The 22,898-nt window shown below is 58.7% G+C and carries 22 protein-coding genes; 10 read left to right on the forward strand and 12 right to left on the reverse strand.

Annotation, left to right across the window (positions count from 1 at the left end; all coding sequences use genetic code 11):
• Positions 1–91: 91 nt before the first annotated feature.
• Positions 92–1,459: an LLM class flavin-dependent oxidoreductase gene (locus ACIP66_RS00905; RefSeq protein WP_064118075.1), complete on the reverse strand. Its 1,368-nt coding sequence runs from the start codon at positions 1,457–1,459 to the stop codon at positions 92–94.
• Positions 1,460–2,028: 569 nt separating this feature from the next.
• Here ACIP66_RS00905 and ACIP66_RS00910 point away from each other — a divergent pair.
• Together ACIP66_RS00910 and ACIP66_RS00915 are read left to right on the forward strand one after the other, a co-directional pair.
• Entirely contained in the window at positions 2,029–2,445 is a 417-nt protein-coding gene (locus ACIP66_RS00910) for a glycine zipper domain-containing protein (RefSeq protein ID WP_400644470.1), read from the forward strand.
• A gap of 133 nt (positions 2,446–2,578) precedes the next feature.
• Positions 2,579–2,839, forward strand: a complete 261-nt coding sequence (locus ACIP66_RS00915; protein ID WP_400644701.1) for a hypothetical protein — start codon at positions 2,579–2,581, stop codon at positions 2,837–2,839.
• Positions 2,840–2,883: 44 nt separating this feature from the next.
• On the opposite strand, the gene ACIP66_RS00920 is transcribed toward ACIP66_RS00915, so the two are convergent.
• The 7 genes from ACIP66_RS00920 to ACIP66_RS00950 form a co-directional block, all read right to left on the reverse strand.
• On the reverse strand, positions 2,884–3,405 hold the full coding sequence (locus tag ACIP66_RS00920) for a hypothetical protein (RefSeq protein ID WP_212546063.1): 522 nt from the start codon (positions 3,403–3,405) through the stop codon (positions 2,884–2,886).
• A gap of 172 nt (positions 3,406–3,577) precedes the next feature.
• Positions 3,578–4,900: a purine-cytosine permease family protein gene (locus ACIP66_RS00925; RefSeq protein WP_400644473.1), complete on the reverse strand. Its 1,323-nt coding sequence runs from the start codon at positions 4,898–4,900 to the stop codon at positions 3,578–3,580.
• A gap of 111 nt (positions 4,901–5,011) precedes the next feature.
• Positions 5,012–5,986 carry a biotin-dependent carboxyltransferase family protein gene (locus ACIP66_RS00930; RefSeq protein ID WP_400644476.1) on the reverse strand — a complete coding sequence of 325 codons (975 nt, stop codon included), beginning with the start codon at positions 5,984–5,986 and terminating at the stop codon, positions 5,012–5,014.
• Positions 5,983–6,855, reverse strand: a complete 873-nt coding sequence (locus tag ACIP66_RS00935) for an allophanate hydrolase subunit 1 (RefSeq protein WP_212546066.1) — start codon at positions 6,853–6,855, stop codon at positions 5,983–5,985. The genes ACIP66_RS00930 and ACIP66_RS00935 overlap by 4 nt, the downstream gene beginning before the upstream one ends.
• Complete coding sequence (locus ACIP66_RS00940; protein WP_400644479.1) at positions 6,852–8,225, reverse strand: acetyl-CoA carboxylase biotin carboxylase subunit; 1,374 nt, start codon at positions 8,223–8,225, stop codon at positions 6,852–6,854. The genes ACIP66_RS00935 and ACIP66_RS00940 overlap by 4 nt, the downstream gene beginning before the upstream one ends.
• 10 nt (positions 8,226–8,235) lie before the next feature.
• Positions 8,236–8,481 (reverse strand): acetyl-CoA carboxylase, encoded by a 246-nt coding sequence (locus ACIP66_RS00945; protein WP_400644481.1) that lies wholly within the window; start codon positions 8,479–8,481, stop codon positions 8,236–8,238.
• Positions 8,482–8,574: 93 nt separating this feature from the next.
• Positions 8,575–9,333, reverse strand: a complete 759-nt coding sequence (locus ACIP66_RS00950) for a 5-oxoprolinase subunit PxpA (RefSeq protein ID WP_400644483.1) — start codon at positions 9,331–9,333, stop codon at positions 8,575–8,577.
• A 125-nt stretch (positions 9,334–9,458) separates the two neighbouring features.
• On the opposite strand from ACIP66_RS00950, the gene ACIP66_RS00955 reads away from it, so the two are divergent.
• A complete protein-coding gene (locus ACIP66_RS00955; RefSeq protein WP_400644485.1) occupies positions 9,459–10,376 on the forward strand; it encodes a LysR family transcriptional regulator in 918 nt (305 codons plus the stop codon).
• A 19-nt stretch (positions 10,377–10,395) separates the two neighbouring features.
• Here ACIP66_RS00955 and ACIP66_RS00960 read toward each other — a convergent pair whose 3' ends face one another.
• The gene (locus ACIP66_RS00960; protein WP_400644487.1) at positions 10,396–10,767 is read right to left on the reverse strand and encodes a hypothetical protein; all 372 of its coding nucleotides are present in this window, start codon (positions 10,765–10,767) and stop codon (positions 10,396–10,398) included.
• Positions 10,768–10,864: 97 nt separating this feature from the next.
• On the opposite strand from ACIP66_RS00960, the gene ACIP66_RS00965 reads away from it, so the two are divergent.
• The 3 genes from ACIP66_RS00965 (at position 10,865) to ACIP66_RS00975 (ending at position 14,474) form a co-directional block, all read left to right on the forward strand.
• Entirely contained in the window at positions 10,865–11,323 is a 459-nt protein-coding gene (locus ACIP66_RS00965) for a metallophosphoesterase family protein (protein WP_400644489.1), read from the forward strand.
• Between the two features lie 72 nt (positions 11,324–11,395).
• Complete coding sequence (locus tag ACIP66_RS00970) at positions 11,396–13,771, forward strand: DUF3772 domain-containing protein (RefSeq protein WP_400644491.1); 2,376 nt, start codon at positions 11,396–11,398, stop codon at positions 13,769–13,771.
• A gap of 241 nt (positions 13,772–14,012) precedes the next feature.
• Positions 14,013–14,474, forward strand: a complete 462-nt coding sequence (locus tag ACIP66_RS00975) for a DUF3574 domain-containing protein (RefSeq protein ID WP_159811458.1) — start codon at positions 14,013–14,015, stop codon at positions 14,472–14,474.
• A gap of 110 nt (positions 14,475–14,584) precedes the next feature.
• Here the strand turns inward: ACIP66_RS00975 and ACIP66_RS00980 are convergent, their stop codons facing one another.
• From ACIP66_RS00980 to ACIP66_RS00990, 3 genes are all read right to left on the reverse strand, one after another.
• Positions 14,585–15,985, reverse strand: a complete 1,401-nt coding sequence (locus ACIP66_RS00980) for an APC family permease (RefSeq protein ID WP_400644493.1) — start codon at positions 15,983–15,985, stop codon at positions 14,585–14,587.
• Positions 15,975–18,341: a TonB-dependent siderophore receptor gene (locus ACIP66_RS00985; RefSeq protein ID WP_053121115.1), complete on the reverse strand. Its 2,367-nt coding sequence runs from the start codon at positions 18,339–18,341 to the stop codon at positions 15,975–15,977. Before ACIP66_RS00985 ends, ACIP66_RS00980 begins: the two co-directional genes overlap by 11 nt.
• A gap of 430 nt (positions 18,342–18,771) precedes the next feature.
• Entirely contained in the window at positions 18,772–19,212 is a 441-nt protein-coding gene (locus tag ACIP66_RS00990) for a carboxymuconolactone decarboxylase family protein (protein WP_159811461.1), read from the reverse strand.
• 297 nt (positions 19,213–19,509) lie between these two features.
• Between ACIP66_RS00990 and ACIP66_RS00995 the strand changes: the two genes are divergently transcribed.
• From ACIP66_RS00995 to ACIP66_RS01010, 4 genes are all read left to right on the forward strand, one after another.
• The gene (locus tag ACIP66_RS00995) at positions 19,510–20,943 is read left to right on the forward strand and encodes a PLP-dependent aminotransferase family protein (protein ID WP_400644495.1); all 1,434 of its coding nucleotides are present in this window, start codon (positions 19,510–19,512) and stop codon (positions 20,941–20,943) included.
• Between the two features lie 123 nt (positions 20,944–21,066).
• A complete protein-coding gene (locus ACIP66_RS01000) occupies positions 21,067–21,360 on the forward strand; it encodes a putative quinol monooxygenase (RefSeq protein ID WP_053121122.1) in 294 nt (97 codons plus the stop codon).
• A 193-nt stretch (positions 21,361–21,553) separates the two neighbouring features.
• Complete coding sequence (locus ACIP66_RS01005) at positions 21,554–21,955, forward strand: cupin domain-containing protein (protein ID WP_212546079.1); 402 nt, start codon at positions 21,554–21,556, stop codon at positions 21,953–21,955.
• Positions 21,956–22,184: 229 nt separating this feature from the next.
• Positions 22,185–22,898, forward strand: coding sequence for an ATPase (locus ACIP66_RS01010; protein WP_400644498.1), 714 nt, complete (start codon positions 22,185–22,187; stop codon positions 22,896–22,898).

A 22,898-nucleotide genomic window follows, 5' to 3' on the forward strand; every position in this document is an offset into this window, starting at 1 on the left:
GATCCTGCTCGACTACAGAAAGCAATCTGTCAGAAGCAGACTTCTAGAGTACCCACCTTACGCGCTGAAGGCGCAGGATGGGACTGGTCTGTCATCGCCGGTAGGCCGCGGCAGGATGGTCATCGCGAACCAGCGACTCTCCTGGTTTATACAGTCGCTCGCGCAATGTCGTGGAGTCGTCGTAATCCTTCCAGTAACGACCGCGTTGTTGCAGTTCCGGAACCACCAAATCGATAAACTCCTCGAATGTGCCCGGCGTCACCGCATACGCCAGATTGAACCCATCGATATCGGCTTCATCCATCCACTGCTCAAGCTCATCAGCCACGGTGCTCGGCGACCCAACAATCACCGGCCCCATGGCGCCGATGCCGACATAGCGCACGACTTCATCCGGCGTCCAGGTACGGTTCGGGTCAGCCTTGGAGAAAATCTCCAGTGCAAAGCGCGCCGAGTCCGTGTCGACATATTGCAGTGGCTGGTGCGGGTCCAACTGCGAGAGGTCTATACCAGTAATACCGGCATAGAAGGCCAGCCCGCTTTCCAGATCCACCCATTTCAACAACTCTTCGTAGCGCGCCTGGGCCTGCGCATCGGTCGGCGCGACGATGGTGGTGATTTCGGTAAAGATTTTCACGCTCTGCGGGTCGCGGCCCTGCTCGCGGGCGATCCGGCGGATGTCGTCGACATAACCGCGCAGGATTTTTGCCGTGGGCGCCACGGTAAATACCGCTTCAGCATGGCGGGCGGCAAACGCGCGGCCAGTGCCCGACGTGCCAGCCTGCCATATGACGGGCGTGCGCTGCGGCGAGGGCTCGGACAAATGCAACCCGGGTACCGAAAAGAAACGGCCCTTGTGCCCGATTTCATGCACCTTGGCAGGGTCGGCATAAATCCGCGAGGCGGTGTCATCGACTACCGCATCCGATTCCCACGAGCCTTCCCACAATTTGTAGCAAACCTGCATAAACTCTTCGGCGCGTTCATAGCGCTGATCGTGGGGCATCTGCCGGTCCAGTCCAAGGTTGCGGGCGGCGCCTTCCAGGTAGGAGGTCACCACATTCCAGGCGATACGACCCTTGGTGAAGTGATCCAGAGTGCTGAAACGTCTAGCTAGCGCGTAAGGCTGCTCATAGGTGGAGGACACCGTGATGCCAAAACCCAGCTTGCTGGTGGCGGCGGCCATGGCTGACACCTGCATCATCGGATCATGTACTGGAATCTGCATGGCGCGGCGAATGGAGGCATCTGCCGAGCCTTGGTAGGTGTCGTACACCCCCAGCACGTCGGCGATAAACAGGCTGTCGAACTTGCCGCGCTCTAATAGCTTGGCCAACTCGATCCAGTAATCGAGTTCTTTGTAGCGCCGGGACTGATCCTCTGGGTGCGCCCACAGGCCAGGCGATTGGTGAGTGATACACGACATATCAAAAGCGTTGACTCGAATACGTTTGCTCATGCTAATCCCGACTAAACCAAAACTTGGAAATCAGCAGCACTACGCAAGTACCGTGCCTGGCCAAGAGGCCTGTAGTAGCGGGGCTTTTAAAGTGAGGTAAACAGCCTTGGCTGTCTATTACCTAACAGAATGTTACTTAGCTGTTGGCTGAGCAACATTCTGTTAGGCAATAGCGATGTACGTGAACGGTTTTTTACCGGTGGTATGTGCCTTGGCGCTGCCGATATCAGTTACGACCAGCCATCACGCCGCCGCCCGCTTTTGGCCGACTCTGCCGTTGCTCACTGGCAGCAATGGGTCGAAAGCCGTCAGTCGCGAACGTCCGCTTCTGGCCGAAAGCAGTCACTCATCAACGACCGCTTTTGCCACAGAAAATCATCTTGAAACTCGAAATACGCACCCCGTCGATCTTCAAAACTCGCACTACGAATCTGACGGCTTACGCGATAAACGGTACCCCTACCCGGCAATTGCTTGACTCAGATTAATGCACGGACGAATGCGCATTGACCTGCTCAGGTCGGGCCAACAAACTTTCCTGCTCATTTGAAAAGTTTGAGGTGAGTGCGATGCGCAAATCATTATCGGTTGCAGCATTAAGTCTGTTTGTTGCTCATTACGCCGTCGCCGGTGAAACCACCAACACAGCATTGGGCGGAGGGCTCGGCGGTGCGCTTGGAAGTGTTGTCGGTCAATCGGTCGGGGGAAGCACTGGCGCGTTGATAGGTGCAGGGGTTGGCGGCGCGACCGGGGGTGCAATCAGTGCAAAAAGCGGCAAGAAAACTGAAGCGGCGATTGGCGGCGGTATTGGCGCCGCGGGTGGCCAGGTCGTTGGCGCCAGTCTGGGCGGATCAACAGGTGGCCTGATCGGCGCGGGATTGGGCGGCGCAGCCGGCGGTGCAGTGGGCAATAACCTGGCTGACGATAACGACCATCACTCCGGTCATGACCACAAGCACAAGAATAAACACAGTCACAAACATTGAAACTGATCTTCCCATGCCGACAGCCTGTCGCGACCCTTCAATAAAATTTGAACCGCCTCAATACGCACTCGCCTAATGATCAGCTTGTGAGTATTCCCACAGGCAATGTGCCAATACCGGCATGCTCCGAGAGGTGATCAACGTGGCTAAAGACGAGAAGAAAAGCAAAGGTGAAGCTTCCAAGGCCAGCAAGGACTTGAAAGACAAGAAGTCGTCACCGGAAAAGAAATCAGCGGCAGCCTCGGCGCTTTCGAAATCTTCCGATAAGAAAGACAAGAAAAAAGACGCCGAACCGAAAAAAGCCGATAAGAAAGCCACCAAGAAAGCTGATAGCAAGCCTGAAAAGGCCAAGAAATCAGAGAAGGCCGACAAACCGGCGAAGAAGAAAAAGTAACCTCTGCTATCGGCTAGGGCGCTACGCCCTAGCCTCTTCCCTTCTTACAAATCTTTGTTGATGTCTGGTGGCAGCGGGCCGAGGAACATTCTCTTCAATCGATCACGACCCAATGCGCGGGTCAGTTCTGAAAAGACGCAATACACGAAGATCAAAGTAATCAGCAGAATCTGCACTGCCCAGAATTGAGGCCAGTTCATCGAAGTCCACAACGTGGCGTTCGCGTCCATGAAGCTGTGTGCCTCTTTCCAGAACTCATACAGCCGCTCCAGATAATGAACGACCAGCGCCACCAGCGCGTACATGAGCGTTTTCCAGGTGACGTTCCAGATCAGCGGCTTTTCCGGAAAGCGATTGATGAACGGCAGCATGTCTGCGACCAGCACGGATTTGCCGAGCACCAGCGATGCAATCAGGATTGACGTGGAGACCGGCATCGAAACGCCTGTGCCTTTCATCATCAGCGTACGGATGAGGGCGACGATGTGCAGAATGATGAAGAAAAATACGGTCGGCGGAATGGCCTTCATGACTTCATGCTTGATCGTGTGGAGTACGGCTTTCATATCGATCCCCTGAGCGAGTACAGCACAGCGCTTGGTGTTTAATGATCGAACGAGCTTAGTCGAAAATTACGGGTTGCCCTCCCCCTGTGCCTTCCGGGCGTCATAACAGGCTAGCCCCTGCCCGCTCTGCCTTGTCAGAGCAGGCGGGCACGGGATAAGTGACTGCAACGTTTTACTCGGCCAGCGCTAACCGCAACCGGCTTCGATGGGACAACCCTGCGTGCAAGGTAAATGCAACGATCACCGTAGCGGGCGCGGAAAAGCTGCTGAAGCCGCCGCCGGAAAACATCAACGCAAGACCTAATGCTGTCGCGCCAAACCAGGCCGTCAAGCCTACCGGATTGAACTCGCCCACCCGATCGAGCGCTGCCACGTCACTGCGTCCGTAGATAATTTGCGCCAACGCCACTCCCACCCAGGCCACGACGAAAATCCCCTGATAGGCCAGCGCCTTGAGGAGGTAGGCAAACACGTCCGCCAGCATCAAGCCGTAGACGATCACCCCCACCGCTACGGCCCACATCAGGTACGAACCGCGAAGGCCAAATCGACCAAAGAACGCCTGCATATTCAACGTCGCCAGGTAGTAATTGGCGGTGTTGATCCGGGTTTGCGTCGCCCAGACAAACAGCAATCCCCACAAGCCCATCAACTGCAAAATCGCCATCACCACCGAGACTTCGTTCAACGCGCCTTCGTGCGGAATGCTGCTGACCAGATAAATGCCTGCCGCGCCGTTGAGCAGAAATGTCACCGAGTAGAACGGCATGCCGAAGTTCCAGCGACCGTGGTATCTGGCGTCTTCAGGTTTGCCGAAACGCGCATAGTCGAAGGTGAACAGCATCAACACCCAGACGCCCATGTAGGCGACAAAACAATCCCACCAGCCGAAGGCATCAGGCGTTGCCGGGCCGAAGTCCAGCCATTGCGGCTGGTAGCCATAACGGCTGATGGATAGCCCGACCGCGACCAGCAATCCACCGAGGTACACCGGCAGCAAAACGCCGTTGAGCTTGTCCAGCCAGTGCTGCACGCTGCCCAGGATCATCGGCACGCTGTACAGAACCACCGCCAGTGCCGCCAGCGGATAGACCAGTTCCGGGTACAGGTGATTGAGCGCAACAGCGATCACCGAACCTTCGAACACCGCGTAATAGATCGCGGTCGAGAAGAAAATCAGCGTCGCCAGGCATGCTCCGGTGCTGCCGAACAATAGTCGTGAAAACAACGCCACCGACAATCCGCTGCGAATCGCATAGCGGCTGAGCACGCTGTTGACCAGGCCATAACAGATTACCGACAGCACCATGCCGATCAGCGCATTGCGCGCACCGAAGGACAACGCCAAAGAAGCGCCCACCACGATGTAAAACATCGCACTGCACACCGCCCACCAGGCCATCGTCAGGGACAGTCGCCCCATGCGTGCTTCGGCGGGAACGGGATGATGCGCCGGGTCTTGCCCGGTTTGATTCGATTGCGATAAAGCAGCCATGTGCGTGAACTCCAAAACCAGTCGAAGGTTGAAGCGCGGGCAGCCGTCACCGCACCGAAGTGCGGCGTTGGCGTACCGTATGGCATGACCCGCGCTTGACGGCGGGCAGAATCAGGAAGGGAACAGCTTGCTCAGGCAGCTGAGTTTTTTCTTATAGGAACGTCGCGCTTCCAGCGCCTCTTCGAGCGTGACCGCGACAAAGCGGGCCTTCTGGTTGGGTTGCATCTGGCCGATCAGATCGAGGTCGGCGCTGATCACCGTACCAACCATTGCGTAGCCGCCACCGGACACCGCATCACGATGCAACACGATGGGTTCGAGCCCGGCGGGCACCTGAATCGAGCCGATCGGATAGCAACTGTCGACGATGTTCGACGGATCGGAACCGGCGCCGAACGGCTGCTCGCGGGGCTGAAAGCTCAGCGCGCTGCCGCCCTTGTAGCGATAGCCGATGCGGTCGGCTTCCGAACCGACCGTCCACGGCTCGGCAAAAAAGCTCTTGGCCGCCGATTCAGTCAAGCGGTGGTAGTACAAACCGGGCACCACCCGCAGGGTGATTTCGCCACCCAGTGATTGCCGTAACGCCATGGGCAAACTGGCCCCGGCGCGGCTCTTGCCACTGGCAATGCCGACGGGCAATTCGTCACCCGCGATCAGACGTCGCCCCTGAAAACCGCCGAGCGCGCCCAGCGCATAGGTGGAGCGACTGCCGAGTACCACTGGCACATCAATACCGCCGGCCACCGCCACGTAAGCGCGGGCACCCGCCTTGGGAAAGTCAAAGCGCAGCACTTGCCCGGCCTTCACGGTGAATGCGGTGTCGTGGTGCATTTCCACGCCATCGACCCGGGGCGTCATGTGCGCGCCGCTGACCGCCACCAATGCGTCCTGTTGAAACTCCAGCTCGGGCCCGAGCAAGGTGCATTCCAGCGCCGCCAAACCGGGCGGGTTGCCGACCAATTGATTGGCCGCGCTCAAGGCGTACTGATCGAGCGCGCCGGACGGCGGAATGCCCAAATGGTAATAACCTTCGCGGCCTAAGTCTTGTACCGAAGTGGCGAGGCCGGGTTTGAGAACCTTGATCATGCCAATACCTCCTGCAGCGACTTGGGATAGCCAACGGGGTCGGCGAGGAACGCGTCCAGCGAAAATTCCACCGGCCGAATCCGCAGATCAAAGCTTCCGGCGTCCACTTCTGCCACCGCGGAGTCGTAGGCTTCTCGATCCATCGGCTTGAATTGCACGATGTCGCCTGGACGGAAAAACACCATGTGTTCTTTCAGGTACGCGAGGTGTTGTTGCGGGTCGTAGATCGGCGCGGGGGTGACGCCAAACATCTGATAACCGCCGGCGCCGCGCACCGAATAAATGCAACCAAAGCAACCGCCGTGGCCCAGGGTCAATTTCGGTGTATCGGTGCGCGGGCGCAGATACTTGGGCACCTGCAACTGACGCTCACGCTCGACCATCTGAAACATGAAGGGCAGCCCGGCAACGAAGCCGACCATCGAGACAAACCACGGCGCGCCGCTGTGGGCCGCGATGAAGGCATCGACGTCAGCCAGACCGTTGATGCGGGCAGCGTATTCAAGATCCGTGGCGCTCGGGTCTTGATGACGGTCGCGAAAACGCATCAGGGTTTCGTGAGTCCAGGGATCGTTGTAGAGCACCGGAATCTCGATAATCCGCGTCTGCAATGTGCGCTCGGCGACAGCTCCGGCCTCGGCGATTTTTACCGCTTCGAGCAAGGTGTGAGGGGCGATGCGATCCGGGTCGAAACGAATCTGGAATGACGCGTTAGCCAGGCAGATATCGAGCACGCCATCCAGCGCCAGCCGTTCCACAGCGCGGGTGACGGCCAGACCTTTGAAGAACGCGTCCAGAGACATGCTGTCACTGACTTCGGCAAACAAATGCTCATCGGCGCCAAAGCTGTATCGGATGGGCGTACTCATGCTTCACCTCCGCTGCGGCGCTCGGCCAGCCAGGTTTCCAGGGTGCCGGTGTGAAAGTCGGCGCTGTGCAGCCACGGTTGCTCGAGCAATTCAGCGTGCAACGCCAAGGTGTTGGCCATGCCGGTGAGCGTGGTGTTCGCTACCGCCACTTGCGCGCGGGCCAGCGCTTCGGCGCGATCGGCACCATGAACAATCAGTTTGGCCAGCAGCGAGTCATAGTACGGCGGCACCCGGTAGCCTTGATACAGATGCGTATCGACGCGAATGCCCTCGCCGCTCGGCCAGATCAGTTCTTCGACCAGACCTGGACTCGGGAAAAAATCCCGCGCCGGATCTTCAGCGTTCAAGCGCATTTGCAGGGCGGCGCCGTTGAGTCGGATGTCGCTTTGCTGGAAACCCAGCGGCTCGCCGCCAGCGATGCGCAACATGGCTTGAACCAGATCGATACCGGTGATCAGTTCGCTGACCGGGTGCTCGACCTGAATCCGCGTATTCATCTCGATAAAGAAGAACTCGCCAGTGACGTCGTCATACAGGTATTCCAGCGTGCCGGCGCCCTTGTAGCCCAACGATTCGGTCAGACGCACAGCGCTTTCGCAGAGGGTGTCCCGTTGCTGTTGGTTGAGGACTGGCGACGGCGCTTCTTCGAAGATTTTCTGCCGCCGACGTTGCAGCGAGCACTCGCGCTCAAACAAATGCACGGCGTGCTGACCGTCGCCCAATACCTGCACTTCAATGTGCCGGGCCCGGCTGATAAACCGCTCCAGATACACCGCGCCATTGCCAAACGCCGCTTGGGCTTCGCGCTGGGAGCGGGGAAATTCTTCGCTCAGTTGCTCGGCGTTTTCCGCCAGACGAATACCGCGCCCGCCCCCACCGGCCGACGCTTTGATCAATAACGGGTAACCCACGGACTCAGCAGCCTTGAGTGCCGACTCGACGTCAAACAGTTCACCCGGCGAACCCGGCACCACCGGTACGCCAGCGGCTTGTGCGGTACGCCGCGCCTCGGCTTTATCGCCCATGCGCCGGATCGTCTGCGCGCTTGGGCCGACGAAAATGGCGCCAGCCGCCACCACCGCTTCGGCGAAATCGGCGTTCTCTGAAAGGAAGCCGTAGCCGGGATGCACGGCATTGGCGCCCGTGGCTTTCAGGGCGCCGAGCAAGGCCTCGACGTTGAGATAACTTTTATCGGCACGGGCCGGGCCAAGAATGTGGATCTCATCGGCCATGCGCGCGGCCTGGGAATCGACGTCCGCCTCGCTGCACGCAGCAACGGTGGGAATGCCCAGTTCTTTGGCGGCGCGGATAATCCGCACGGCGATTTCGCCACGATTGGCGACCAACAGTTTATGAATGGTTTGAGTCATGATCGCGCCCTCACTCGTCGTCGAGTGTTGCGACGACTTGACCCGGTTCCACCGGATCACCGTCTTCTACCAAAAAGGCACTGAGGCGACCAGCCGTCCCGGCGGTCAGTTCGGAGAACTGCTTCATGACCTCGATCAGGCCAATGACCGTGTCAGCGCCGACCTGTGCGCCGACCTCGACGAAGTTCGCCGATTCCAGGGTGGCTTTGCGGTAGAAGGTCCCCGGTAACGGGGTGATGACTGTGTGTTCGGCCATGTCTGTTCCTTTTGGAATAGTTGTAGAAAGGCAGGCAAAAGTGAATCGTTGGGCAAACCCTCGCGTCTCTGTGCGAGGTGTTTGCGTCAGGTCTCATCGCGGTGCGCGAACCGTTATGCCCGCGCCATCCAGCGCGCGACGCGTGGCTTCGACCAACGCCAGAGCTCCCGGCGTGTCGCTGTGCAAACAGATGGAATCAAACTCAATGGCGAGGTCTTCGCCCTCGACAGTGCGCACCACGCCTTGCTGGCAAGCACGCAGCACGCGTTCGGCGACGTGGGCCGGGTCGTAAGCCCGCACGTTGCGGGTGAACACGATGGAGCCACTGAGGTCGTATTCGCGGTCGGCGTAGAACTCGCGAATCACTGGTTGGCCGAGCTCTGTGGCAACCCGCCAGATCACCGAATCGGGCATGCAATACAACAGCAATTCCGGCTCCAGACACTGGAGATTTTCCACCAGCAAACGGGCGGCCTCCTCGTCCCGCGCCAAGTGCATGTAGAGCGCGCCGTGGGGTTTGATGTGCTGCAGGGCCACGCCTTGAACCCGGGCGAGTTCACGCAGGGCGCCCAACTGATAGAGCATGTCGTCGACCAGTTCCTGGGCCGGCGCATTGATGTGCCGACGGCCAAAACCGACCAGGTCGCGAAACCCCGGATGCGCACCGATGGCTACGCCCAGACGCTTGGCCTGCTCGACGGTGCGGCGCATGGTGGAAGGGTCGCCGGCATGAAAACCGGTGGCGATGTTGGCCGAACTGATAAAGCCCATCAGCTCATTATCGACACCATCGCCGATGGTCCACGGGCCAAACCCTTCGCCCATGTCAGAGTTGAAATCTACTGCCTGCATAACACCTGCTCCCGACGCTTGTGACTTCATGCAGGTCAAGTTAGATTCCCGCTACCCCCTTGGGAAGATCTATTAATAGATAGGGTATCTTCTGAAAAACAGATACCCCGTCACTCGGAGTACCCATGTCACTGACCCTGCGCCAAGTCCGTTATTTCGTCGCCACCGCCGAGATCGGGCAAATTTCCCAAGCCGCGATTCATTTGAATATTTCCCAGTCGGCCGTGACGACGGCGATCAAAGAACTGGAAAGCATCCTCGGCACGCTGTTGTTCCAGCGCTCGGCCCAAGGCATGAGCCTGACCGACGCCGGTCGGCACTTTTTGAATCGGGCTTACGTGATTTTGCGCAGCGTCGATGACGCGTTGAACAGCCCGTTGCCGGACATCCGCGCCAGCGGTGTATTACGACTGGCGGCGAGTTACACGGTGATCGGATACTTCCTGCCACACCATCTGCAACGGCTTGAGCACTGGCATCCGGACGTGTCCATCGAAGTCCACGAACAGGAGCGGCAAGCGATCGAACAAGGCTTGCTGGAAGGTCGTTTTGACATGGCCGTGGTGCTCACCGCCAACCTCACTCACCCGGACATCGTCTCGGAAATTCTCTTCAACTCCGAACGCCGGTTATGGCTGCCCAGCCACCATCCGCTGTGCGAACGCTCGGCAGTCAGCCTCGCCGACGTTGCGAAAGAACCCTACATTCTGCTGACCGTCGACGAAGCCGAACATAGTGCCAAGCGCTACTGGGAACAAGCGCATCAGCAACCCAACGTGCGAGTGCGCACCAGTTCAGTCGAAGCGGTGCGCAGCATGGTCGCCAATGGCAGCGGCGTGGCAATCCTCTCGGACTTGGTGCACCGCCCCTGGTCACTTGAAGGCAAACGCATTGAAACCCTGACCGTCACCGACAAAGTGACGCCGATGAGTGTCGGGCTGGCCTGGCATCGCGAACGCGAATTCAGCCCGGCGATGCAGGCGTTTCGTAACTATTTCCACGATGCATTTCTGGCGCCGCAACAGCTGTCTGCGCGACGATGACAGCAGTGAAAAAAGTGGCTCACAAGGTCGCGTTATATCGACCCTTGGCCAGATGCTTTTGCCAATCGCCACTCTGAGCGTTTTCGCACTCCTGCTCAGAATCAAAGCGAACATTGCGATCTGTCAGTTTCAGCTCAATACCCGCTTCATCCAGCGCAATAGCCGTCAGTGCAAAGATCCGTGCTTTTGCGTCAACCTCGGCGAGCTTTCTGTCCGCCAGGGTTTCGAACACCCAAATCACGTTCAGTGTTTCAGCCAGCGCGGTCAGGTCAGCCGTGTGGGTGAGCCAGGTGAAGCCGTTGATTTCACTTTTTGCCGTTTCGCACGCTTCGGTCAGCGTGGTGATCAGCCGGCGTTCTATTCGCGCTAGTTCACGTTTTCCTGCGGGCATTGCAAGTTCCTTGGCAGATCATTAAAGGGGCGTAGGCGCACTCTGGCATTTTCGGCTGAACACCGCCATCCAGACCAACCCTGCTAATCTCTCCTCCATGAAAATCGCCATCATTTCCGACACTCACGGCCTCCTCCGCCCCGAAGCGTTAACCGCGATCGAGGGCGTCGAACTGATCCTCCACGGTGGCGACATCGGCAGCGCTGACATCCTCAGCCAACTGGCGCAAATCGCCCCGGTTCACGCCGTGCGCGGCAACAACGACTTGAACCTGGCTTGGGCCACCGACCTTCCCGATCACCTCACCCTCAACCTCAATGGCTGGCCAGCGCTGCTGACCCACGACATCGCCGACGTCCCCGCCCTGCTCGACAGCCGCACCCGCCTCATCATCACCGGCCATTCCCACAAACCCTTGATCGAGTGGCGCGGCGATCGGCTGTACTTGAATCCGGGCAGCGCTGGGCGGCGGCGTTTCAAACTGCCGGTCACCCTCGCCCTGCTCGACATCCACGCACAAGCTCTGGAACCGCAATTAATCCACCTCCTGCCCTGAAACTTTTTCACTCCAATCGGCCTGATCACCTAACCTCTTAGACTGTGTGTTCATCGAGAGTCGGTCTGTCCCATGCGCAACACGTTGAAGTCGTTGTTTCTCATCGCATTCATGCTGCTCACCGCCGGCAGTCCATCGCTGTGGGCCGCCGATCTGCCAGCACCTGCCGCGACCGCCGCCGCGCCGCTCCCGGTCATTTCGCAAAATGACCTGCAAGCCCTGCAACAACGCCTCGATGGCCTGAAACAGCAAATCTCCGCCGCGAACAATTACAACCAGCTCGAAGGCCCACAGGATCGGGTGCAGGCGTTCATTCTGGACGTCGATAAATTGTCGGCGGCGTTGTTACCGCAACAGGCGCAACTGACCGTGCAACTGGGCGTTTTGGGCGCAGCGCCGGACACCGAGATCGCCGCCGAGCAAGCGGATATCGTCGCCCAGCGAGCGACGCTGACGGAGCAAAAAAACAAAGTCGACGGCACGCTGAAAAGTCTGGCGGCGCTGAAGCAAAGTGCGGCGGATCTGATCACGCAGATCGCCGGCATCCGCCGCACATTGCTTGAAAGCGAGTTGACGCTCGGCACCCTGAGTGTGCTGAACCCGGATTTCTGGGCACCGCTGGTCAATCCTTCGCGGGATGATCGGCAGCGTTTCAGTTTTTTCGTTGATCAAGTTTCTGACACCTGGGCGACGGTGTGGGCGCCGGGGCGGTATTTTTATACGCTGGTGCTGCTCGCGCTGGCACTGGTCGTGTGGACGTTCGGCCGTCGTCTGGCCGAGCGCGGCTTGACCTGGGTTTGCATCCACCGCATGCCGGAAGGTCGTTTGCGCCGCAGTGCGCTGGCTTTTGCTTCGGCGCTGGCGACGATTGCGACCACCGCTCTCGCCTTGCATGTGCTGTATTACGCGCTCACCCGTCACGCGCCGCTGACGCCGGTGCTGTCGACGTTTTCCGAGGAATTCGAGAAGGCTGTGTACGCCTGCGTACTGATTACCGGGCTGAGCCGTGCGCTGTTGTCGATCGATCATCCATCGTGGCGGTTGCCGGCCATTCATGATCAGGTCGCGCAGGCACTGAAGCGCTTCCCGCGCATCCTTTCCGGCACATTGCTGGTGCTGGTGACGCTGGTGCAGGTGTGCAACGCCACCGGCATGAGCAGTCAGATCGTTCTGACCGGGCGCGGCGTGACATCGATTGTGGTCATGGTGATTGTGGTGACATTGCTGCTGCGCGTCGGCAAGGTGCGCAAAGCGTTGGTCGCCGCCAATGACACGCAAGCGAACAGTACGTTCGCCGGGGTGATGTACACCATCGCCAGTATTTCGATGTTCGTCTCGGCGATTGCGCTGCTCACCGGTTACGTATCGCTGGCCCGTTTCATCACCTATGAAGTGGTCTGGGCCTACATTGTGCTGTCGGGTTTTTACTTGCTGATTCAGGTGATCAAGGACGGCTGCGAATACGCGTTCTCGCCCAAGCATGCGAGCGGCAAGGCGCTCAAACAGTTGCTGGGAATAGGCGATCGGCGCCTCGATCAGATCTCCATTCTATTGTCCGGTTTCAGCCGCGCGGCGCTGTTGCTGCTGGCGGTGATCGCGTTGTTTGTCGGTGGCATCGGCACCACGCTCGGGCAGTTGGCGACCAACATCATGGCGATCCTCGGCGGTGCCGGGTTGCGCAAGTTCAACATCGTCCCTTCGCATTTGCTTAACGCGGTACTCGCGCTGTTGATCGGTATCTGGCTGATCCGCGCCCTGAGTCGTTGGCTCGACAATGAATTCCTGCCCAAGACCGACATGGATCCAGGGATGTGCGCGTCACTGAGCACGCTGTTTTCCAACATCGGTTACGCGTTCGTGATTCTGCTGACGCTGTCGTCGTTGGGCGTGCAGTGGACGAACCTGGCGTGGATCGTCAGTGCGCTGTCGGTGGGTATTGGTTTCGGTTTGCAGGAGATCGTGAAGAACTTTGTTTCCGGTCTGATTCTGCTGACCGAGCGGCCGGTGAAGGTGGGCGATTTGATCAGCATCAGCGGCGTCGAGGGTGATATCCGCCGGATCAACGTGCGCGCCACCGAAATTCAGCTCAGCGATCGCTCGATTGTGATCGTGCCGAACTCGCAGTTGATCTCGCAGAATCTGCGCAACGTCACGCTGGGTGGCAGCGCTCAGGGTGTCGCGTCGCTGGAGTTGGTGTTTCCGCTGGATATCGATCCTGAGGCAGTGAAGGATCTGCTGCTGAACACGTACCACGAGAACGAAACCATCCTTGAAAAACCGGCGTCGTTTGTGCGCTTCAGCAAGTTGTCGCCGGACGGGATTACGCTGACGGTGACCGGTTATGTCGGCAGCCCGAGGATTGTCGGGGTGACCAAGAGTGATCTTTTGTTCGAGATTCTCAAACGGCTGGGAGCGGCCGGAATTGCATTGGCATCGCCCCCACCCTGATGCCCCTGTAGGAGCTGCGGAACGCTGCGATCTTTTGATCTTGTCTTGTAAAAAAAACACGATCAAAAGATCGCAGCCTCGCTTCACTCGACAGCTCCTACAGGCTTTCGGATCGTTCGTTGCGCAGCGACCCAAGGGTTATTCCTGAAGCGCCTATCAGCCTGCTTTTTAGGTCTTTATTGACGGTGAAACGGCGACCTTATACTCGCCGGGTTCGCCCAATCATCAATAAGGATGTTCCATGCCTCAACGTCTTTTACTGGCGGCACTGTTCGTCGCAGTCGCCGGTTGCGCCAGCCCTCCTCCTGCGTCCGTTCACACCCACGATCCTGCCAGTTCAACCCTGCAAGGCGATGCCTCGCGGCCGGCGCAGGCGCAGTGGTTGCGCACTGAGTTGTACTTCTCGGTGGGGTCGATCGATCGCAAGGAAGGCGCGGTCAGCCCGGCGCGCTGGCGCGAGTTTCTCGACAAGGAAGTGACGCCGCGGTTTCCGGATGGGTTCACGGTACTTGATGCTTATGGGCAGTGGAGCGATAAAGGCGCGAAGGAGCCGGAGCGTTTGAGCACTAAAGTCATTGTGATTTTGCATGAGAACAGTGCGAAACGTGGCAGCGATATCGAGGCGATTCGGTTGGCGTATAAGCGTATTACCGGAGATTTGTCGGTGCTGCGGTTGTCGCAGCCGGCGGAGGTGTCGTTTTAAGAGCCCCTCACCCTAGCCCTCTCCCCGAGGGAGAGGGAACTGATTGGGGGATATTTGAGAGGTTCGCCGACCTGGACGTGCTTTGGCGAATCCATAACCGACTCGGTTTTTCAGGTCGATGTATCACGCAGCACACCTCGGTCGGCCCCCTCTCCCTCCGGGAGAGGGCTGGGGTGAGGGTCTGCCGTTAAACGACTCAACCCGGCCAAAACCACCGCGCCAACCAACAGAACGCCAATCCCCAAAAACGCCCCATACCCCACTACAGTCACGCTGGAATACAGCATGTACAGGCACAACCCAAAAAACAGCAACGGCAACAGCGGATACAACGGCACCCGCACCGGCCTCGCCACCTCGGGAAACCGCCGCCGCAATATGATCAACGCGACACTGCTCAAACTCAAAAACAACCAATACACCGGGGTCAAATACTCGACCATGGTGTTAAACCCGCTCTGGGTAAAACTGCCGAACAACACCAGCAACAACGCCACCGCGCCCTCCGCCAGCAACGCTTTGCGCGGTACGCCATGGCGATCATCCCAATCACCAAAACTGCGCAACTGCGGTACATCGCGAGCAGCGGCGTAGGTAGTCCGCGCGCCAACCAGCAACGTCGAATTGATCGTGGCGATCGCCGCAATCCCCACCATCAGCAGAATCAGCATGACCCCGGGCGCGCCAAAAGCACGGTTGAGCAGTTCAACTGCCGGCGCATTGCTCGCCGCCAATCCGGCAAATCCCAGCCCCTGAACAAACGCCCAATTCAGCGCCAGATAGATAATCATCAACACCGTCAGCGCACCAATCATGGCGATGAAAATCCCTCGCCGACCATCGCGCACTTCCGCCGATAACGTCGCCGCATCACTCCAGCCGCCGAACGCCAGAAACACAAAAATCATCGCCGCCGAAAACCCGGCCATGCCGGTATTTTCCGGCAATACCGCCGAGCTTGGCGCCGGCGGCTCAACCCCTTGCCACGCCAGAAAAACACCGGCACTGGCGATGCTCAAAAAGCCTAACGCGAGCAAGCCAACCAGCAATGTCTGCGTGATGAAACCGATGTGCTTGCCCGTCAGATTCAGCAGCACCAACGCTGCGATCACCGCCCCGGCAAACAGCCCCGATCCATACTGTCCTAACGGCACCACCGCATTTACGTAATCGGCAAACATAAACGCCGACAACGCAATCCACCCGGTGTGCATCACCGAAAACCGCGACCACGCGAACAGAAACCCCATGCGCTCGCCATACGCTGTGCGCAGAAAATGGTAGTCGCCACCCGGATGCGGAAACGCCGTGGCCATTTCCGCAAAGCACAGCGCACCGATCATCGACGCCACGCCGCCGAGCACCCACACCAGGTAGAAGTGCTCGGGCCCGACATTGAGCGCCACGGTCGGCGCGGTTTTCAGGATGTCGGTGGTGATCACCATGCCCAGCGTAATCAGCAGCGCCTGGAACACCGGCAGATGCCGCCCCGGCCCGGCGTTAGAAACCATACGTGGCGCGAGCGTAGTAGTAAGCGCCGTTTGTGCCGATTGGTGAGAGCACGTCGTACGGCAAGTTGCCGCCGTAGTTGATCGCCGAGCCGGAGCGTTCCGGGTAGTTGTCGGTGAGGTTATTGCCGCCCACAGCGATGTTGAATTTCGGGGTAAATTTGTAGGCGACTTCAGCGTCCAGTTGCCACACCGCACCGTAGGTCTGCTCCGGTTGCGAATCACCGAAATCAAACACACGAGTAGTCTCGCCCTGACGGGTCAGGCGTCCGAGCAAGCCCCAATGTTCGCTGGCCCAGTTGGCGGAAAAGATGAAGCGATCCTTCGGCGCGGCGTCGGTCAAGGTGTTGGTTTCTTCGACGCCGACCAGCGCATCATTGCCGATGCCCAGCGCAGTCAATTGCGACGGCGTGCCTTTGGTGCTGGTGACTTTGGTGTGGTTGTAGGTGTACGCGGTGGTCAGGCCGAGTTGCCCTTCGTAGAACGGCTGATGATAGTTGAGCACCAGTTCGGCGCCGTGGGTGCTGGTGTCGGCGGCGTTGGTGAAGAAGTTGACGTCATGTATGCCGGCCACGCCGAAGTTGTCATTGATGTAGTTTTCCAGCGCATCGCTGCCGATGCGTTGCGACAGGGTGATGCGGTCTTTGACGTCGATGCGGAACACGTCCAGCGACGCATCGAAGCGTTCGTTCAACTGGAAGGTCAGGCCGAGGCTGAAGTTTTTCGAGGTTTCCGGATCAAGTTTTTCTGCGCCCAATGCGCGGGCAATCGGATCGTTGACCGAGAGCACGCGAATGTCGGTCAGCGTGCCGCCGTCGCCGAAGTTGCTGGTGGTGTTCTGGAAACCGCTCTGCGCAAGAGACGGCGCGCGGAAGTTGTTCGACACTGCGCCGCGCACCGCCCACTGCTCGGTGAGTTTGTAGCGGCCACTGAGTTTACCGGTGAGTTTGCTGCCGGCGTCGTCGTAATGCTCCCAACGCGTGGCGGCGTCGACGAAGAAACGGTCGGTGAGATCGCCGGACAACTCGGCGTAAGTGCCGAACACATTGCGATCCAGATCTGACTCTTCGCTCGGGCGCAGTCCATTGGCGCCATCGGCTCCGGAGCCAACGTAAGAAGCCGCGTCACCGGCGTAAGTCAGGTAGTTTTCGTAGCGGTATTCGCCGCCGACGGCCAACACAAATGAACGCTCGCCGAGGCGCAGTTCGCGGGTGAAATCGAGGTTGGTGGTGGTCTGGCGCAACTCGTAGTCGCCGGTATCGAACTCGGTCGGCGAGTCTTCACCGAGGCTGACGTTGAGGGTGCGTCGGGTCGATCCATCGAAGCGATTGCGGCCATGGGTGACGCTGCTGTCGAAGTCCCAGTCGTCGCCGATCATGCCTTTGAACCCGGCAGTGGCGGAGACGTCCTTGTTGTCGCCAAGCGATTGCGGCAGGTAGCCGTTGGGGTAGAACTGCGGCTGCTCGTACGGGTAGCGATAGAATTCGGCGCCGGTGGTGTGGCGCTGGTTATAGGTGCCGAAGCTGTAAGCCTTGCCGCCGGCCAGCGGCAGTTCGCTGTTGAACCACAGGTTGACATCGCGGGCGATGCCGTCGCCCATCACGTAGTTGCGCTGGTTGGGGATGTCGTCGAAGCCGTCGAAACCGGCGCGATTGGTCGGGTTGCGATCCTTGTACTCGGTGCCGCCGCGAATGAAGCCGCCCTCCTCGCCGAGGCGCGTGCCGATCTTGGCGGTGGTCACGCTGTTCTGGCCGTCGGTGGTGGTTTTGCCGATCGCGTCCTGATGGGTGTGATAGGCGCCGTAGCTCGTCGTCACTTCGCCGCCCTCGGGCGCGTCGTCGAGGATGATGTTGATCACCCCGGCAATCGCATCGGAGCCGTATTGCGCACCGGCGCCATCGCGCAGCACTTCGATGCGTTTGATCGCGCTGATCGGGATCGAGTTGAAATCCACCGGCGCCGTGCCGCGACCGATCTTCGAGGAATCGTTGACCACCGCCGAAGTGTGCCGGCGTTTACCGTTGACCAACACCAGCACCTGATCCGGGCTCATGCCGCGCAGTTGAGCGGCGCGTACATGGTCGGCACCGCCGGAGTTGGACTGGCGCGGCAGGCTGAACGATGGCAACAGCGTCTGCAAAGCTGCGCCCAATTCGCCATCCGCCGCGCCGGCGGCTTTCAGGTCATCAGCGGTGAGCACGTCGACCGGCACTGGCGAATCCAGCACGGTGCGCGATGTGCCGCGTGTGCCGGTCACCAACACGGTATCGAGTTTGGCTTCATCGTCAGCTTGCGCGGGAAGTTGCCAAATGGACGTGAGCACAGCAGCAGCGAGTAATGAACGCGAACGGTAATACATGCAACAGCTCCTTGAATCGCAGCTAATACCCGGCCCTGCCAACCAAAAGTCGTCGGCCATCAGTGCACGGCAATGTCTGCTGTAGTTTTATAAAACAGGAAGGCAGCGAAGGCTGTTAGATCGGAAAGTGCAAATAGAACGCAGGATCCCCAAAAGTAAGCTTTTCCCCTTGGAGGCCGATGCTAGACGAGCGGAAGGCTGTGGCAAAAGAACCAATAACGCTTAGGTTATATCGGCTTGGCGGAGTGTGCTTAGAGCAACATAAGTGTTGCCCAGGCAACACTAAATCCAACTAACCAACTAACTTACCCAAAACCTTGTAGGAGCAGAGCTTGCTCGCGAAGAGGCCATCCCTGCCAACATATTCTTTGGATGACCCACCGCTTTCGCGAGCAAGCTTTGCTCCTACAGATTTAAAGGTGGCGGGCTACTAATCGCTCGGGGTTTGCCGAAAACTCACTGCCAGGCGATTCCAGCTGTTGATCGTGGTCACGGCCATGGTCAGGTCGACCAGCTCCGCTTCGTTAAACTGCTCGCGCGCCTGTTGATACACATCATCCGGCACATGGCTTTCCGCCAACAAGGTCACCGCCTCCGCCCAGGCCAGTGCCGCGCGTTCACGAGGATTGAAAAACCCGCTGTCACGCCACACTGCAATCGCATACAACCGCCGATCACTCTCCCCCGCTCGCCGGGCTTCGACCGAATGCATATCCGTGCAAAACGCACAGCCATTCAGTTGCGAGGCGCGGATCTTGATCAGTTGCAGCAACGGCTGTTCGATGCTCAAGTTGCTGGTCAGCGCCTCCATGGCAATCATCGCTTTCATCGCTTTGGGTGAAGCGCTGTAGTAATCCAGACGCGGGGACATGGCTTGATCTCGGCAGGCGCAATAAAGACTTCAAAGTAAGCGCCAAGAGGCTAGCGTTACAGCCCCAATTCCACGGAAAAGTGCCACACCAATAGCGGGCTCAACACAAACTCCTTGTAGGAGCTGCCGAAGGCTGCGATCTCTTGATCTTAAAAAGCAACATCAAGAGATCGCAGCCTTCGGCAGCTCCTACAGGGGTCTATGCCAATTTCGGGTATTTGTGCTGCGCAACTTCTGCCAATCGCCCAACAGCGCTAATCTGGCGGGCACTTCACATTGCCTCGGAGCCACGTCGGTATGGAACTTCATGTCGTGATCAACGGCCGCAAGGATCTCGCCGGTCAGTTGTACCAACAGCTGCGCGGCGCCATCGAATCCGGGCGTCTGGCCGCCGGCACGCAATTGCCGCCCAGCCGCTTGCTCGCCGAGCAACTGGGGATCTCGCGCAAAACCATCTCCGACACCTACGCGCAACTGACCTACGAAAACTTCCTCACCGGCGTGATCGGCAAAGGCACCTACGTCAACGCGCGCCCCGCGCAGGCTCAGCGCAAGCAAAGTCACAGCGAACTGGCCAGCGCCGAGGTGATCGAGAGCTGGCGCAATCTGCCGATATTCCTGCGGCACCCGACACTGGAAGGTTCGCTGCGTTACGACTTTATTGGCGGCGCCACCAGCAAGGGCCAGTTTCCCCAGGATGACTGGCGGCGCTGCGTCGCCCATGCGATGCGGCAGATGGCGCAGTCGAAAGGCTTTTACAGCGTCGCCGAAGGTTTGCCGTCGCTGCGCAATGCGATTGCCCGGCACATCGCATTTTCTCGTGGGGTTAACTGTCAGGACGAAGACATCGTGGTCTGCAACGGCGCGCAGCAGGCGCTGGATCTGATCGCCCGCGTGCTGCTGCGTCCCGGCAGCCTAGTGGCGATGGAAGACCCGGGTTATCCGCCGGCTCGCCTGCTGTTCGGCACGCACGGCGCCACCGTGGTCGGTATTCCAGTGGATGCCGAGGGCATTCAGGTCGAACACATTCCCGAAGGCACGCGGCTGATTTACGTGACGCCATCGCACCAGTTTCCGTTGGGCATGCCGATGAGTCAGGCGCGCCGCGAAGCCTTGCTGGTGCGTGCGCATGAGCTCGGCGCAATCATCATTGAGGACGACTACGACAGCGAGTTTCGCTACGAAGGCCGGCCCACTGATTCGCTGTACAACCTCGACCAGCGCGGCCTCGTCGCGTATGTCGGCACCTTCTCGAAAACCTTGCTGCCCGAGTTGCGCCTGGGCTACGGAATTCTGCCACCGGCGATCCTCGAAGCGGTGATCCGCGCCAAGCAGCTCACCGATTTGCACGCGTCCACCCTGCCGCAATGGGCGCTGGCCAAGTTCATCGCCGAGGGCTGTTTGCTCAAGCATATTCGCCGCTGCCACACGATTTATGCGCAGCGCCGCGAACGGATTCTGGCGCGCATGGCCAGCGATCTGTCGCCTTGGCTTGATGCGGTGCCGGCCAGTGCCGGATTCCATATGGCGGTGTTTTGCAAAGTGCCGATCGACCTGCCGCTGGTGATCGAACTGGCAAAAAAGGTCGAAGTCGGTCTGTACGCGATCAATGGCTTTTATTACCAGCAGACGCCGCGTGATGGTTTGTACTTTGGCTTCGGCGCGATTGAGACGCTGGACATTGATATCGCCCTCGATCGTCTGCGCGACATTCTCCAGCAAGTCGCCTGAGCGATTGGCCTAACGGATTAACCGCCGATTGGTTATTGGTGATCGGCGGGTGCAGGCCTATTCTGCACAGGCGTTATCCCTCAATGAGCAGGATTCGTCCGGCCTGATTCAGGAGTGTGAGCAATGTCCAACGAAGTGATCAACACGGTGCAGGTGCAGGCTGCTGCCGGCCGCTCTGACGAGCTGGGCAAGCAACTGCAAAGGATCGTCGAAACCCTGCGCGAAACGCCGGGCTGCGATTCCTACCTGGTCGACCGCTGCCCCGAGGACAGCCACCGCTGGACGGTCAGTGCGCGCTGGCAGTCGGAAGCGGCGATGCAGGCGCATTTCAACCGGCCTGAAGCGCAGGGATTTATAGACTTGATCGATAGCCGGCTGGCCAATAGTGTGGACTTCAACAGTTTTCCCATTGTTTAGAAAATCAAAAGATCGCAGCCTTCGGCAGCTCCTACATTGGAATTCGTTCACTGTAGGAGCTGCCGAAGGCTGCGATCTTTGCTTTTTGTGCAAACCGTAATTGGTCACCCAATCTTCCCGAATATTGGCCGTTTGCTTGCCCCGCCCCTCGGACTACTGTGATTACCAACCACCCCCCAACCGGTAATCCACCATGAAAACCCTGCACCTTGTCGCTGCCGCCCTCGCCCTGGCCCTCTCCACCTCGGCCTTCGCCCACGACCCCTCGGAAAAAGTCACCGTACTGCAAGACCAGATGCTGAAAAACGCCCCCGGCAAAAAAGCCATGATGATCGAAGTCGACTACAAACCCGGCCAGTCTTCCATCGCTCACAAACACGACGGCACCGCAATGGCCTACGTGCTCGAAGGCGAAGTGATCTCTCAGGTGAAGGGCGAACAGGCGATCACCTACAAGAAAGGTCAGTTCTGGTACGAGCCCGCCGGTTCCGAGCATTTGGTCTCGAAAAACGCCAGCCAAACCAAGCCAGCCAAGTTGCTGGTGTTCATGGTGCTGTCCCCGGATGAGCAAGTGCTGATTCCGCTGAAAAACTGATGGTTGTTTAGCCAGCCATAAATAAAAAGGTGCAAATTGCCGATTTGCGCCTTTTTATATCCCGATGCAATTAACCGGATCGGGTTACAGCAAATAAAACTATTCAATACAAAACCAGACAGCAAATTGTCAGCTTATTTGCCGCGCGACGGGGGTAGTCTGAATTAACTGCCGTCATTGACGGCAACTTTAAACTTTCCGACTGATGTTGTTTCACGGGAGAAACACCATGAAACTTGCGTTCACCAGTATGTTGGCAATATCGGTTTTAGCCCTCTCCGCCTGTTCAGTGCCGACGGCGCCAAAAGCAGTCTCGTCTCTCGATACCCTGCTGCCGCGTCCAACCGGTCGCAGTAGCGCGACTCAGGTAAAAAGCGGTCCCGGCGTATCGCTCGGCGTGGTCTACAGCCCAAGCACCCAGAGCAACCGCGAATACCTGCGCGACTATCAAGCCAACGCCGGCACCGGTTTCGGCCAGAGCCTGCTGGTACAGCCGATCCACGACGCCTACGTCGCCAGCTCGAAACCGGACATGGCGGTGGAATGGGTCAACGCCTCCCTGCAACGCCAGTTCGGTTCAGTGACGGTGTATCCGGACATGCAGAGCCTGCGCGCAGCCAAACCGGATGTCACCGCAATCGTCGACACCCACAGCCAGCTAATCACCTCACGCAGCTCCGACATCAAGGCTGACGTGAGTGCCGATTTTTATGATGCGGGATTGAACTACATCGGCACGGCGAAAGGTTCAGAAGCGAAAGAACTGACACCGGTGTGGGCGGACTTCAAACGCTCGGAAGAGATTGTTGCCGATATTAACCAGCAGCAAGACGTGCAAGTTCGGGCGCTGCAAAAGTTTGACCAATCGCTCAACAATTTAGTCGCACGGCCTGCGGATAAAGTGTCGATGCTTGATACTAAACCGGCTCAGAAGTTGTATTGA

The organism is Pseudomonas sp. NPDC088429, from assembly GCF_044753305.1.
Lineage (GTDB): Bacteria > Pseudomonadota > Gammaproteobacteria > Pseudomonadales > Pseudomonadaceae > Aquipseudomonas > Aquipseudomonas rustica.

What these genes read in the sequence shown, in the direction of transcription:
- ACIP66_RS00905 (WP_064118075.1), bottom strand. Translation starts at nt 1,459, where the DNA reads ATGAGCAAACGTATTCGAGTCAACGCTTTTGATATGTCGTGTATCACT.
- ACIP66_RS00910 (WP_400644470.1), top strand. Translation starts at nt 2,029, where the DNA reads ATGCGCAAATCATTATCGGTTGCAGCATTAAGTCTGTTTGTTGCTCAT.
- ACIP66_RS00920 (WP_212546063.1), bottom strand. Translation starts at nt 3,405, where the DNA reads ATGAAAGCCGTACTCCACACGATCAAGCATGAAGTCATGAAGGCCATT.
- ACIP66_RS00925 (WP_400644473.1), bottom strand. Translation starts at nt 4,900, where the DNA reads ATGGCTGCTTTATCGCAATCGAATCAAACCGGGCAAGACCCGGCGCAT.
- ACIP66_RS00930 (WP_400644476.1), bottom strand. Translation starts at nt 5,986, where the DNA reads ATGATCAAGGTTCTCAAACCCGGCCTCGCCACTTCGGTACAAGACTTA.
- ACIP66_RS00935 (WP_212546066.1), bottom strand. Translation starts at nt 6,855, where the DNA reads ATGAGTACGCCCATCCGATACAGCTTTGGCGCCGATGAGCATTTGTTT.
- ACIP66_RS00940 (WP_400644479.1), bottom strand. Translation starts at nt 8,225, where the DNA reads ATGACTCAAACCATTCATAAACTGTTGGTCGCCAATCGTGGCGAAATC.
- ACIP66_RS00945 (WP_400644481.1), bottom strand. Translation starts at nt 8,481, where the DNA reads ATGGCCGAACACACAGTCATCACCCCGTTACCGGGGACCTTCTACCGC.
- ACIP66_RS00950 (WP_400644483.1), bottom strand. Translation starts at nt 9,333, where the DNA reads ATGCAGGCAGTAGATTTCAACTCTGACATGGGCGAAGGGTTTGGCCCG.
- ACIP66_RS00955 (WP_400644485.1), top strand. Translation starts at nt 9,459, where the DNA reads ATGTCACTGACCCTGCGCCAAGTCCGTTATTTCGTCGCCACCGCCGAG.
- ACIP66_RS00960 (WP_400644487.1), bottom strand. Translation starts at nt 10,767, where the DNA reads ATGCCCGCAGGAAAACGTGAACTAGCGCGAATAGAACGCCGGCTGATC.
- ACIP66_RS00965 (WP_400644489.1), top strand. Translation starts at nt 10,865, where the DNA reads ATGAAAATCGCCATCATTTCCGACACTCACGGCCTCCTCCGCCCCGAA.
- ACIP66_RS00970 (WP_400644491.1), top strand. Translation starts at nt 11,396, where the DNA reads ATGCGCAACACGTTGAAGTCGTTGTTTCTCATCGCATTCATGCTGCTC.
- ACIP66_RS00975 (WP_159811458.1), top strand. Translation starts at nt 14,013, where the DNA reads ATGCCTCAACGTCTTTTACTGGCGGCACTGTTCGTCGCAGTCGCCGGT.
- ACIP66_RS00980 (WP_400644493.1), bottom strand. Translation starts at nt 15,985, where the DNA reads ATGGTTTCTAACGCCGGGCCGGGGCGGCATCTGCCGGTGTTCCAGGCG.
- ACIP66_RS00985 (WP_053121115.1), bottom strand. Translation starts at nt 18,341, where the DNA reads ATGTATTACCGTTCGCGTTCATTACTCGCTGCTGCTGTGCTCACGTCC.
- ACIP66_RS00990 (WP_159811461.1), bottom strand. Translation starts at nt 19,212, where the DNA reads ATGTCCCCGCGTCTGGATTACTACAGCGCTTCACCCAAAGCGATGAAA.
- ACIP66_RS00995 (WP_400644495.1), top strand. Translation starts at nt 19,510, where the DNA reads ATGGAACTTCATGTCGTGATCAACGGCCGCAAGGATCTCGCCGGTCAG.
- ACIP66_RS01000 (WP_053121122.1), top strand. Translation starts at nt 21,067, where the DNA reads ATGTCCAACGAAGTGATCAACACGGTGCAGGTGCAGGCTGCTGCCGGC.
- ACIP66_RS01005 (WP_212546079.1), top strand. Translation starts at nt 21,554, where the DNA reads ATGAAAACCCTGCACCTTGTCGCTGCCGCCCTCGCCCTGGCCCTCTCC.
- ACIP66_RS01010 (WP_400644498.1), top strand. Translation starts at nt 22,185, where the DNA reads ATGAAACTTGCGTTCACCAGTATGTTGGCAATATCGGTTTTAGCCCTC.